The 13,302-nt window shown below is 54.2% G+C and carries 9 protein-coding genes; 7 read left to right on the top strand and 2 right to left on the bottom strand.

The genetic code is table 11. From position 1 onward, the window contains the following. The first annotated feature begins 7 nt into the window (after positions 1-7). The 3 genes from J2Z18_RS19100 to pepT all read left to right on the top strand — a co-directional run bounded on the left by J2Z18_RS19100 (position 8) and on the right by pepT (position 5,047). Entirely contained in the window at positions 8-2,368 is a 2,361-nt protein-coding gene (locus tag J2Z18_RS19100; protein WP_028404529.1) for a glycoside hydrolase domain-containing protein, read from the top strand. A gap of 70 nt (positions 2,369-2,438) precedes the next feature. After that, the gene (locus J2Z18_RS19095) at positions 2,439-3,269 is read left to right on the top strand and encodes an MBL fold metallo-hydrolase (protein ID WP_210095179.1); all 831 of its coding nucleotides are present in this window, start codon (positions 2,439-2,441) and stop codon (positions 3,267-3,269) included. A 545-nt stretch (positions 3,270-3,814) separates the two neighbouring features. Beyond that, positions 3,815-5,047: a peptidase T gene (pepT, locus tag J2Z18_RS19090; protein ID WP_210095188.1), complete on the top strand. Its 1,233-nt coding sequence runs from the start codon at positions 3,815-3,817 to the stop codon at positions 5,045-5,047. A 276-nt stretch (positions 5,048-5,323) separates the two neighbouring features. Here pepT and J2Z18_RS19085 read toward each other — a convergent pair whose 3' ends face one another. Then, on the bottom strand, positions 5,324-6,205 hold the full coding sequence (locus tag J2Z18_RS19085) for an AraC family transcriptional regulator (RefSeq protein ID WP_007130880.1): 882 nt from the start codon (positions 6,203-6,205) through the stop codon (positions 5,324-5,326). 203 nt (positions 6,206-6,408) lie between these two features. On the opposite strand from J2Z18_RS19085, the gene J2Z18_RS19080 reads away from it, so the two are divergent. Then, the gene (locus J2Z18_RS19080) at positions 6,409-7,707 is read left to right on the top strand and encodes an alpha-glucosidase/alpha-galactosidase (protein ID WP_007130879.1); all 1,299 of its coding nucleotides are present in this window, start codon (positions 6,409-6,411) and stop codon (positions 7,705-7,707) included. Between the two features lie 249 nt (positions 7,708-7,956). Here the strand turns inward: J2Z18_RS19080 and J2Z18_RS19075 are convergent, their stop codons facing one another. After that, positions 7,957-9,219 carry an ATP-binding protein gene (locus J2Z18_RS19075; protein WP_040739039.1) on the bottom strand — a complete coding sequence of 421 codons (1,263 nt, stop codon included), beginning with the start codon at positions 9,217-9,219 and terminating at the stop codon, positions 7,957-7,959. 274 nt (positions 9,220-9,493) lie between these two features. Here J2Z18_RS19075 and J2Z18_RS19070 point away from each other — a divergent pair, with 274 nt between their 5' ends. The 3 genes from J2Z18_RS19070 to J2Z18_RS19060 all read left to right on the top strand — a co-directional run bounded on the left by J2Z18_RS19070 (position 9,494) and on the right by J2Z18_RS19060 (position 13,300). After that, positions 9,494-11,335: an ABC transporter substrate-binding protein gene (locus J2Z18_RS19070; RefSeq protein WP_007130876.1), complete on the top strand. Its 1,842-nt coding sequence runs from the start codon at positions 9,494-9,496 to the stop codon at positions 11,333-11,335. A gap of 116 nt (positions 11,336-11,451) precedes the next feature. Beyond that, a complete protein-coding gene (locus tag J2Z18_RS19065; RefSeq protein ID WP_007130875.1) occupies positions 11,452-12,462 on the top strand; it encodes an ABC transporter permease in 1,011 nt (336 codons plus the stop codon). A 1-nt stretch (position 12,463) separates the two neighbouring features. Beyond that, the gene (locus tag J2Z18_RS19060) at positions 12,464-13,300 is read left to right on the top strand and encodes an ABC transporter permease (protein WP_007130874.1); all 837 of its coding nucleotides are present in this window, start codon (positions 12,464-12,466) and stop codon (positions 13,298-13,300) included. Positions 13,301-13,302 lie beyond the last annotated feature (2 nt).

Here is a 13,302-nt window from a genome sequence, read left to right as displayed (position 1 = left end):
CGATAGGATGTGGAAAAAGGCTTGCTTGTCTCTGCTGTCGGTGATGCTGCTGTTGACGTCTTTCCTGCCCGGTTCGGCCGCGGCTAGCCAGGGCGACCTGTTCGATGTTTGGGTGCCGACCAATACGGAGAAGGTGATGCGGGATCAGGCTTTTCCGGGCGAAACCAATTCCAGCATTCGGATCGGAGCCGCACGCAATGAATATGAGAGCGGCCAGGTCATCGTGAAAGCCAATCAACCACTACGCAAGCTGCAGGTATCCATGAGCGATCTGAAGCTTACGGACGGAAGCGCCAAAATCGGCCGAGAGCATATTCAATTGTTCAAACAGCATTACATTGAAGTAAAGACTTCCACAACGCCGGCTTATCCGAAAGGCTGGTATCCGGATGCCTTGATCCCGTTGAATCAGCAATTGGAAGTAGCCGAAGGACATAATCAAGGGATCTGGTTCAAAGTCTATGTGCCCAAAGGGCAGCATCCCGGTACGTATACTGGAGAAATGACACTGCACGAAACAGGAAATCCGGTCCGAATCCCAATCGAACTCACCGTATGGGATTTCGAGCTTACCGATGAGAGCCACGCCAAAACCAATTTCGGGGTCTGGGGCGGACCGGTTCAGGAAGCGCACGGCAATGTCGTGGGCGAGGAGGCATGGAAGTACATCGAGAAGTACTACTACGCATCCGTTGAGCACCGCCTGACGCCGGGATACTTGCCGATTCCGGACTCCGACATCAACAGCTACGTTGAACGGGCGCCAAAGTATGTAAACGATCCGAGAATATCCGCCTACCGCTTGCCGTATTATCGGACGGCTGACGGGCAGCCGGATATACAGCGGAACAAGCAGCTGGTGGATCGTTTAAGGGAGGCAGGCCTGCTGTCTAAAGCGTATTATTATGTGTCCGAGATCGATGAACCGACACGCGATAAATATGCCCGTGTGAAGCAGATCAACGATGCTCTCGAACAGGCGGCTCCCGATGTTCCGCATCTCGTTACGATTCAGCCGGTCGATGAATTAGTCGGGGATGTGGATATTTGGGTAGCGGATATTGAAAAGTTCGACGAGGCTTTCGCCAAGGAGCGGCAGGCCGCCGGCGATTCGGTCTGGTGGTACACCTATGTGAAGCCGAAGCATCCGTTCCCTTCCTATCATCTGGATGATGACTTGGTCGGAACGCGGCTGTTAACCTGGATGCAGCGCGATTACGGCGTGGAGGGCACGTTATATTGGGCGACGACCCAGTTCCAGAAGTATGATGCCGCCCAGAAGAAATACGTCAGCCGTGATGTATGGACCGATCCGCTGGCATTCCCCGGGGCGAACGGCGATGGATATTTGTTTTATCCCGGAACGGAAGTAGGCGTCGACGGCCCGATTGGCACGATCCGTCTGGAAGTGCTCCGCGAGAGCATGGAGGATTACGAGTATCTGTGGCTGTATGAGCAGAAGCTGCGTGAAGCTGCCTCGAAGCTGGGCATAGCGGACGCCTTCCCGTATCGGGATGCGATGCGCCCATTCTATGACCGATTGTATGAGAACATCAAAACTTTCGAAGAGAACCCCGAGAAGGTGATGCAGGTACGAAGCGAGATTGCACAGGAGATCGTTACCGCTTCGGAGGGTGCGCCGGTATTGGTTACGGTCGGCAGCCCAGCGGACGGAAGCCGCGAGGTTTCGATCTATGCGGAGAAAGGCTCGGAGGTAACGGTGAACGGACAGCAAGCGCCGATAACCGCTGAGGGAGCAGAGCACGATCAATTTTCGCTGGTGCTAAGCCTGGATCCCGGAGCCCAAGAGCTGGATATCGTCGTGAGCAAGGACGGATCGTCCAAAACCGTGAATCGGACCCTTGTCGTTTATGAAACCCATGCTCCGTATACGGTCGCTTTAAACGATGCCGAAACCGATGAAGCGATCAACCGCTTCACATCCCAGACGGTGGATACCGATCTTGCCAAGGTGAATGTCACCGAGGGGACCTACTCCATGAAGGCTGTGTTTTCGGCAAACGTGAATTTTCCGAATTTGCGGTTGTTTGATGCAGGGAAAGGATTCCGCAGCAGCGACTGGTCGGCATTCGAGACGCTGGAGTTCGACGTGTTCAATCCTGGCGAGACGGTACAATTCTACGTCAAGTTCCATCAGCTGGACGGGAAAAGCGATGATACCTTCATGCAGTATATTCGCGCAGGCAGCGGCGAAACCGTTAGCATTCCGCTTCGGCAGGTGAATTTGGACCTCAGCCGGATCAAGGGCATTGAGATCTGGATGTGGCGCCAGTCGGCTCCGCAGACCCTGTATTTCGACAACTTCCGGTTTACTTCTGCCGCGCCTCAGGATCCGATGACACCGTGAGGCAGGTGTGGCGGAGCAGCTTATCAATCGGGTACCTAGCAACTCCATTTTGATAAAAAGAGGGGAACGCATGAAGCTGACTTTTCTGGGAACGGGGGCTGTGGAAGGAATTCCTTCCCCGTTCTGTGACTGCCTGACGTGCGAGCATGCCAGAGAAAACGGCGGACATAACAACCGGCGGCGGCAGAGCGTCTTAATCAATGATAATCTGCTCATCGATTTTGGGCCGGATATTTTCGCCTCCTGTGCCGGGCTGGGCATTGCCCTGCGCGACCTGGACTGCTTATTGATCACCCATAGCCACCTCGATCATTTCGATCCCGTTAATCTGATGCTCCGGGGCAAAGCGTTTCGTTTGGCAACCGAGCTGCCGGAGCTGACGATGCTTGCGGGACCTTCGGTTTGGACGAAATGGGAGGACACCGGCGGGAATGACCAGGGGGCCGGGATTCTAAGGCGTATCATTCATCCGGGGCAAACGGTTCGGCTGAAGGAATATTCGGTTACGGCCATTGCAGCCTGCCATCACTTGCGGATCGGCGATGCGATGAATTACCTGATCGACGATGGGAAGGCTTCGCTCCTATATGCATCGGATAGCGGGTATTACGAGGAAGACGTATGGGAATCGCTGCAGGGGCGCCGATTTGACGCCGTTGTGCTGGAGGGGACGATCTGGAACCGTCCTCCCGGAAAAGAGCACCTCAATCGATCGGACTTTGGCCGGATGGTGGAACGGCTGAAGCGCATCGGGGCCATTACCGATCAGACACAGCTCATTGCGACTCATTTCTCCCACCAATCCGTCGGTCCGCACCATGAATTGGCGGAAGAGGTCGGTCAATTCGGCGCCCAGTGCGCCTTCGATGGACTGACGGTTCATATCCTCCCTGAATCATAAGGGGGCAGGAGTTCTATTGTATTCGAGGGAGCTGATGCAATAGTAGGTTTATTCACTCGACAGATTGTTTTTTAGATCAAAAACGTATCAAATGAAGAAATGGCGGTGCTAAGGATGTGATCCTTGCACCGCCATTTCGCATCTTCTTTCATCCGCATGAACGAGGCGCCATGGTCCGATTTGCTGTAGCTGTTCCGGTCTCCGAGTCTTTCTTGGTGCTGTTCGTAAGTTTGAGGCCGAAATTTGGGGGCAGCAGCGATGGAAGGAACGATTCGTAAACGGAGCGCCTCCTAACAGAAAAAGAAGGCATCCCACCAGATCTAAGATCTTTTGGGTCATCCCCTCTCCTCTGGTGAAATTGACCTGAGCGGCGGCAACTGGATATAATGATGGATGATTAAGGAAGGGATGGCTGGCTAGCCTGACACTTTATAGTGAAGAATATCGATATAGATACAAAGAGCCGGGTATCCAATCCACAGCAAGTCCAATTGCTACGATATGACAGTACAAAATCGAAATACGTATGACGGGAGTTGAGAATGATGAAAAAAGAAGTGATCGACAGACTGATTCGATATGCGCAAATCAATACCCAGTCGGATGAAACCAGCAACACCTGCCCCTCGACCCCGGGCCAGCTGACACTGGGCCGTCTGCTTGTAGACGAGCTGAAGGAGATCGGCATGGAGGACGTGACGATGGATGAGAACGGTTATGTCATGGCTACCCTGCCGGCGAATACGGACAAGGATATCCCGACGATTGGCTTCCTGGCGCATGTGGATACGGCAACGGATTTCACGGGCGCAGGCGTAAAGCCGCAGATCGTTGAAGACTATGACGGAGGAGATATCGTACTTAACGCGAATCAGAACGTGGTGCTCTCTCCGCGAGATTTTCCGGAACTGGCTAACTACAAGGGCCACACGCTCATTACGACGGATGGGACAACGCTGCTTGGCGCCGACGATAAAGCCGGGATTGCCGAAATTATGACTGCCATGTCGTATCTGATTCAGCATCCGGAGCTGAAGCACGGGAAGATCCGGGTTGCGTTCACGCCGGATGAGGAGATCGGCCGGGGACCGCATAAATTCGATGTCGAGGCTTTCGGAGCGAAATATGCGTATACGATGGATGGCGGACCGGTCGGAGAGCTTCAATATGAAAGCTTCAATGCGGCAGCGGCGCTGGTGACATGCAAAGGAAAGAATGTACACCCCGGAACGGCCAAAGCTAAAATGGTGAATGCTGCCAAAATTGCGATGGAAGTGCACGGCATGCTGCCGGCGGAGGAAGCGCCGGAGTTCACGGAGGGCTACGAGGGCTTCTTTCATCTCACCTCCATTGAGGGCGATGTCGAGCTGACCGAGCTCCGATATATTATTCGCGATCATGACCGGGAGCGCTTCGAGGAAAGAAAAGCGAAGCTGGCTTCCATTGTGGAGGAGCTTCAGCAGAAGTACGGAGCCGAACGGATCGTGCTGCAAATGCGGGATCAATATTACAATATGCGCGAGAAAATCGAGCCGGTGATCGAAGTGGTGGAGATTGTGAAGGCTGCGATGGAGAACCTGGGCATTCGGCCGATCATCGAGCCGATTCGCGGCGGTACCGACGGCTCCCAGCTGTCCTACATGGGACTGCCGACGCCGAATATATTTACGGGCGGGGAGAACTATCACGGGCGGTACGAATACGTGTCCGCAGACACGATGATGCAGGCGGTCCAAACGATCGTCGAGATTGTCCAGCTCTATGAGGCAAGAGCATAGGCCAGGTTTGCAATCACAGGCTGACAATGACAACAAAGCCGGAAGCTGCAGAGCTGACAATGACAACAAGGTGGAAGTTTCAGTGCTGACCAATGACAACAAGCTGGAAGTTTCAGTGCTGACAAATGACAGCAAAGCGGCAAAGCTGAACATGACAAGGCTATCAAAGGCCAAAGCTGCCGGGAGCAACGTCCCGGCGGCTTTTTTGCGTTTGCCGGGGACCCAGGGCTGGACAGGCCATTGCCGGTCCTCCTGCCACTCCCGCCCCCGCTCCGCTTATCCAGACAATCCTTTACCCGGGCCGCTGCGGTATTCGCTGGGAGTCATGCCCGTCCATTTGCGGAACAGCTTGGAGAAGTAGAGGGCATCATTGAAGCCGACCGAAGAGGCGATCTCTTGAATCGAAAAGGATGTCCTCAGCAGGGATTTCGCCTTCTCCATTCGCACCTTCATCAGATACTGCATCGGGGATAACCCGGTATGCTGCTTGAAGGCCTTCGAGAGATGGGCGCGGTGGTAACCGAGCGTGCTCGCCAGCTGCCCGATCGACAGCTGCTGGTGATATTGCGTCGAGATGAGGCGCTCCGCCTGCCTTACACCGCGTTCAATATCAGCTACATCCCGCTCCCTTGAAGGCAGATGCTGCTGATTCAGCATGGCAAGCTTGTATAGCAGCAATCGGAGCCAGGCCGAGCCCTGCAGATCCTCAAGCCGCGGATAATCCGACTGATTGAAGCCGAGGCGAATGCGGCTGTACATGGATTTAAGCTCCTTCAGCTCCTCCGGGTCTTTGCAGCGGATGACCGGTCTTGCGGCGGTAATCCCCATATCCGCAAGCAGCAAGGGAGCCCCTTTCTCCTGAAAGGCGACCCAATGATAGTGCCATGGATTCCGGTCGTCCGCCTGATAACTGAACAGAACGCCCGGAAGAATGATGAACGTATCACCCGCCTTGCAGGGATATACCTTGCCGGCGCATTCGAATATGCCTTCGCCGTCGGTCACCGTATGAATTAAGCAGTAGTCGTGGATGGCCGGTCCGATTTTGTGCCTTGGTACCGGAATGCCTTCTCCGCTGAACAGCATGGTTAGGTCATGGGCGCCCGGGGAAGGGTTCATGCCGATCGCGTACAGGGAGTGGTCAGGCAGGATGGACATCGTGTATCAGCCCCCTTTGGAGGATTCCTTGTTCAATAATCTTAAGCCCTGAATGCATCTTTAAGAGTCACCCATAGATTAATGGATGAAACGACAAATGTCCATATCGCCCTTGTTTTGCTCCATATTCAAGGATGCAGGAATCACATATAGTTATTCATGTGAAAGCGCATGAATACATTGGGTTTAAGGAGGGCGTTATTATGTCCAAGATTACATTTATCGGAGCGGGAAGCAGTGTTTTTGCCAAAAACGTACTGGGAGACTGCATGCAGACTCCGGCGCTGCAGGGGTTCGAGCTTGCCTTGTTTGACATTGATCCCGTAAGACTGAAAGACTCCGAGAACATGCTGAATAATATAAAGAAGACGAGCGGCAGCACCTGCGTCATCAAATCCTACAGCGACCGCAAGGAAGCGCTCCGGGGCGCGAAGTACGTGATCAATGCGATTCAGGTCGGCGGTTATGACCCATGCACGATTACCGATTTTGAGGTTCCGAAGAAATACGGGCTGAGACAGACGATTGCCGACACCGTCGGGATCGGGGGGATATTCCGCAACCTGCGCACGATTCCGGTCATGCTGGATTTTGCGGCCGACATCCGGGAGGTATGTCCGAATGCCCTGTTCCTGAACTATACGAACCCGATGGCGGTATTGACCAATGCGATGAACACGCTCGGCGGTGTTCAGACGGTAGGTCTGTGCCACAGCGTGCAGGCATGCATTCCGCATCTGTTCGATAATCTCGGGATGGACAAGGAAGGCGTGCAGGCCAAGATTGCAGGCATCAACCATATGGCCTGGCTGCTCGAGGTTACGAAGGACGGCGTTGACCTCTATCCGGAAATCAAGCGGCGGGCTGCCGAGAAGCAGAAGGAGAAGCATCACGATATGGTACGCCTGGAGATGATGCTGAACTTCGGCTACTATATTACCGAGTCCTCGGAGCATAACGCCGAGTATCATCCGTATTTCATTAAGCGGAATTATCCGGAGCTGATCGAGCGCTTCAACATTCCGCTGGACGAGTACCCGCGCCGCTGCGTGAATCAGATCGAGGGCTGGAAGCAGATGCGCGAAGAGCTGGTGAACAATAAAGATTTGACGCACAAGCGCTCCCATGAGTATGCGTCTTATATTTTGGAAGCGATGGAGACGAATGTTCCTTTCAAAATCGGGGGGAATGTGATGAACACCGGCTTGATCACAAATCTGCCGAAGGAAGCGTGCGTCGAGGTGCCGTGCCTGGTGGATGCGAGCGGCGTGACGCCGACCTACGTGGGCGATCTTCCACCGCAGTGCGCTGCGCTGAATCGCACGAATATCAACACCCAGCTGCTTACGCTGGAAGCGGCTGCGACCGGCAAGAAGGAGCATATCTATCATGCGGCGATGCTGGATCCGCATACGGCGGCAGAGCTGTCCATGGACGACATCAAGAGCCTGTGCGACGATCTGATCGAGGCGCACGGCGATTGGCTGCCGAAATTCCACTAAACGAAATCACAGGCTTCTTGAATAGAAATAGCAAGCGAGGCGGGAGGTATTCCCGCCTTTTTTGCGTGGGCAGACGGGAGTTTGGCTGCTCATTCTATATTGACGGGGCGGGCTCGGAATAGAAGGCGGTATCTTTTTTACTGATGGAGTATAGCACCGGCATTGTAGTACCAAATATTGGATCAACAGCATTGCAGCACCAGCACAGCAGCACCAGCACAGCAGCACCGAAAGGTGCACCGGCCTCCATCAGCCTTTCACCCCCTCTGCAATCGGCAGCCGGATTAGAAATGTCGTACCGGACAGCGGCTCGCTGCTGACGGATACGCTTCCGTTCATCGCGCGGATGGCCTGGTAGGAGAAGGTTAATCCGAGTCCGGTTCCGTTCATTTTGGTGGAATAGTAAATGGAGCCCAGCCGGTTTAACTGCTCCTCGGTCATGCCGATTCCGTTGTCCTCGATTTGGATGACGACATGAGGCGGCTCCTCCCGAATCGAAATCTCCACCGTACCTTTGGTGACGTCCTTGCTGGCTTCGATGGCATTCTTAATGAAATTGACCAGCAGCTGCTTCAGCTCCGCTGTGCTGCCGGATATGAAGATCGGCGTCTGGGGGCAGCGGACGTGAAGTGCGACATTATTCATATTCGCATAAGAGGTCATAACCTCGACAACGGCCTGCATTTGGGAAATAAGCTCAAGTCGCTGCTGGAGCGAAGCGGCCGGCTTGCTGATGGACAAATATTCGGACAAAATCTGCTCGGTTCGCCGGATTTCCTCCATGCTGATTTCGAGAAACCGGTTCATTTTTTCGGGAGAGAAGGTTCCGCTCTTCATTAATTGCAGGAAGCCCAGGACGGTGGTTAACGGGTTGCGGACTTCATGGGCGAGCGAGGCGGCGACATGATTGACGGCCTCCGCTTTCTCGTTCTGGATATATTTCAAGGACAGCTCTTTGTCGGTTACCGATTTGTTGAACAGTGTGATCAGCAGCCAGATGCCAAGGGAATTTTGAACAGGGATGGCCAGAATGTTAAATACCAATTGGTTCATAATGTAATCAGGCTTCGTGATGTAGAGTACGGTAAGCGGGATGAAGGAGAAGCTGATTCCGGCCGTAAAAACGATCCATAGCCGATGCCGCGTTCTCTGATACACCGATGCGAGCATGACCGATAGCGGAAACGTAATCACAAGAATAATGATGGCGTCGATCACCCCGGTGCCGCCGATGTATAGCCGGTAGATCATAAATTCGACGAGTAATATCCAGCCCGTTGTCAGCCCTCCGAACAGGATGCCGAAGAACATAATGACATAGCGGATATCGAAGATCAGCCCAGCCTGCACCGATGAAGCGAAGGTCATGGACAGGATCAGGCAAAGCGAACAGATCATGATGATGAAGCTGCGGGAATAGTTGACGGTCAGATTCCTGTAATAGATGTTGTAGACAACGGAAGGCATTAACGCAAATAAGAGCTGCAGTAGAGTATCCTTAATCACAGTCAGCAGACAACACTCCTTTACTTGCTTCGCTAGGATAATTAGATTCCATTCCTCCACGTTTGCTCATGATCAACGCCCTCCAAAAATTCGACGCCTACCTTTCAAAATCCTTGGGGTTCATATTTCGGATTCAAAATTTATCTGTACTAAAGAAGAAATGAAGGGACATATAAATTCATCGAGAAAACGCTTCCGGCGAAGCGGCAGCACAATTCCGGCATTTTTGCCGGAGGAACGAGCACGATGAGCACATTATTTGTGAATGGAGGGTTCACGAGTGAAGCTGAAAATCGTTATGAGACCCGTCTTCATTCTGTTGTTAGCCATTTCCTTCTTTATTGCCGGATGCCAGGGCGTTACGCCGCCATCGGCAACCGAGCCTCCGCCGTCCGGGGGAGAAACGCCGCCGTCCGGAGGAGAGACACCGGCCCCGGGGGGCAAGGATGAGCCGGCACCGCAAGGAGATCCGAAGGCGACGCCTAGAAACGAAACGCTGTATGTGAACGGCCTGCAGTGGGGGGCACCGACGAATTTCAACCTGCTCAGCGGGAACGCCGCGTTTCCGATCAACTATGGGAACTCCCGGGAATTGGTCTACGAAACGCTGTTCATGGTCAACCAGCTGACAGGGGAGCTGGAGCCGCTCCTCGGCACCAAGTACGAATGGACGGACGATCTGAACATGAAGGTTGAGCTTCATCCGGAGGCCAAGTGGAGCGACGGAAAGCCGTTCACTTCGGAGGACGTTGTTTATACGTATCAGCTCGGCAAAAAATACGACATCAATTGGAGCAGCTTCTGGACGTATATTGCGGACGTAAAGGCCGATGGCCCCCATGCCGTAATTATTACGTTGAATGAAAAAAATCCCAACAAGCTGACCGTGCTGGACAGCATTGAGCTGATTCCGATGCTGCCGAAGCATGTCTGGGAAGAAATCGAGAAGAAGGCGGGCAATGATCTTGCGACGATCCGTAAGGAAGTGAACGCCGACCCGATCGGAACGGGACCGTATAAGATGTATTTTTACAATGACCAGAAGATCACGATCGTCCGGGACGACAACTACTGGGGGCAGGTGCTGTTCGGCAAGCTGCCGGCACCGAAATACATTACCCACGTCATCTACAAGGATAACGCCGCGGGCGACTTGGCATTCAAGAGCGGTCAGGTCGACGTATCCCAGCAGTTCATTCCGCAGGTATGGAAAATGTGGGAGGACGGCGCCCCTGTCCGAACATACCTGAAGGATGCGCCGTACTATTTGCCGGGCTCCATGCCGTCCATCTTCTTCAATATGTCGAAGCCGGGGCTTGATAACCCGGATGTCCGGAGGGCGATCGCCATGGCGATTGATTACGGGAAAATCTCGGAGCTTGCCATCAGCGGCTACTCTGCGCCAATGGAGCCTTCCTTAACGCTGAACACCGATGCTGAGTCGAAATACGTGGATCAGGAGGCCATCAAGCCGCTGCAATGGACGACCGACGTGGAGGGCGCAAACGCCTTGCTGGATTCGATCGGAGCCAAGAAGGGCAAGGACGGCATCCGCGTTTTGAACGGCACGCGGCTGGGTCCGTTTGAAATCGAATGCCCGTACGGATGGTCGGACTGGAACGCAGCGCTGGAGATCGTTGCCCAGAACGCCAAGGCCATCGGCATCGAGATCCGCACGAAATTCCCGGAGGCGCCGGTATGGACCAACGATCTGCAGACCGGCAAATTCGACATCATCATGAACACGCCGGCCGGCGGCGTCAACCCAAGCCAGCCTTGGGACCGCGCCAGAACGATCATGTATTCCAAGGGCGTTGCTCCGATCGGCGAGATGGCGTTCTGGAACTGGGGCCGTTACAAGAATGACCAGGCGGATGCCATCATCGAGAAAATTCCGGCGACGACGGACGAGGCGGAATTGAAAGCGCTATATACCGAGCTCACCCAAATCTGGCTGAAGGACATTCCGTCCATTCCGCTCATGTACCGCCCTTGGGTGTTCGATACCGTCAATGAATCGGTTTGGAAGGGCTTCCCGAGAGAAGGCGACGGCAGCAATATCCCGCCTCAAATCTCGATGGATGGAGCAGGCATCAAGGCGCTGTATCAGATTCATAACTGATTGTTAAATCAAACGCGCGTGAAAGACCTATATTAGCGGACGAATGAGGCCCTGATATAGGTCTCTTTTCCAGCGAAACATGTCGCGACAACTTACAGGCCATGGGGGTGAGCTGCTTGAGCGTTTACGGAAAATACATCGTCAAGAAGTTCTTCTGGTATTTCCTTACGCTGGTCATTGCGGTCGGGCTTAATTTCCTGCTGCCGCGCATGATCGAAGGCAATCCGGTGAGCATGATCGTCTCGGAGATGACGCAGGGCATGACGGACAGCGACACCATTAAGCGGGTGTACGAGACGTTCCTTATTGAGTTTGGCATCGACAAGCCCTTGGGCGAACAGTTTTTGATCTATGTGAAAAATCTGCTCAGCGGCAATCTGGGCACGTCCTTCGGGCTGTATCCGAAGCCCGTCACGGAAATTCTGGCCTCCGCCGTCCCGTGGACGATCGGCCTTCAGCTGCCGGCCATCCTGGTCGGATGGCTGCTTGGCAATATCCTCGGCGCCGTTGCCGCATACCGCAAAGGCGTGTTCGATAAAGTGATTTTTCCGGTCGCCTTGTTCGTGAATTCCATCCCGTTCTTTACGCTGGCGATCATTATGCTGTACGTGTTCGCCCTGTCCCTGAATTGGTTCCCGCTGCACGGCGGCTATGACTACCAGCTGGTGCCTTCCTTAAGCTGGGAATTTTTCGCTTCGGTCATCCGCCATCACACGCTGCCCTTCCTGTCGATCGTACTCGTCACGATCGGGGGCCAAGCGATCGGCATGCGGGAAATGTCCATCTACGAGCTGAACTCGGATTATGTGCTCTACAGCAAGCTGCTCGGCATCCGGGATTCCCGGATTGCAAGATATGTGTTCCGCAACGCCATGCTGCCGCAGATTACAGGGCTTGCCCTGTCCATCGGCACCATGGTCGGCGGCTCCCTGATCTGCGAGATCGTATTCAGCTATCCGGGCATCGGCACCTGGATGTTCACCGCCATCCGGCAGCTGGATTATCCGCTGATTTCGGGCTGCACGCTGCTCATCGCGATTGCCGTGCTGCTCGCCAACTTCACGATCGATATCATATACGGCTGGATCGATCCGAGAATCAAGGCCGCGCAGATGGAGGATCAGTGATATGAACAGTTCATTCCGCATCTTGATCAAGTCGCCGAAGTTCATGTTCGGGGCGTGCACGCTGCTGGCCATGATCGGTCTTGTGCTGATCTATCCGCTGTTTAACCGCAGCGACCCGCTGGAGATGATCGCGCTTGCGTACCAGCCGCCCGATGCCAAGCTGCTGCTGGGCTCCGACAACTTCGGCAGGGATTTGTTTCTGGAATTGATCTACGGTATCCGCACATCGCTCCAGGTGGGGCTTATTGCCGGCGTGTTCGCTACCGCGATCGGGCTCGTGATCGGACTGACCTCGGGATATATCGGCGGCATGATCGATAACCTGCTGACCGCGGTCACGAATATTTTCATCGTCATTCCGTCCTTTGTCATTCTCATTCTGATCTCGGTCAGCATCGATTCACGGAGCTCCTTCGTGACGGCGGTCATCATCGGGGTGACCAGCTGGCCGTGGACGGCGCGGGCCGTGCGGGCCCAGACCTCCTCGCTTCGGAACCGGGATCACGTGAATATCGCCAAAATATCCGGATACAGCACGCCGCGGATCATCGTGTCTGAAATTCTTCCGTATATTGCTTCCTATGTCGTCATGGCCTTCGTGCTGCAGACCGCGTCGGGAATCCTGTCTGAGGCTTCCATCTCCATGCTTGGACTCGGCCCGTACAATACGATTTCGCTCGGCATCATCATGAACTGGGCGCTCGTGTTTGAAGCCCCGGTAGCCGGCGCATGGTGGGCGTTCATTCCGGCGGCGATTTCGATCGCCATGATCACGTTCTCCTTGTACATGATGAATACGGGCATGGACGAAATATTCAATCCGAAGATTAGGAGCTGATG

Origin of the sequence: Paenibacillus lactis, assembly GCF_017873605.1 — a bacterium.
Lineage (GTDB): Bacteria > Bacillota > Bacilli > Paenibacillales > Paenibacillaceae > Paenibacillus_AQ > Paenibacillus_AQ lactis.
This window is presented reverse-complemented; position numbering and strand designations above follow the sequence as displayed.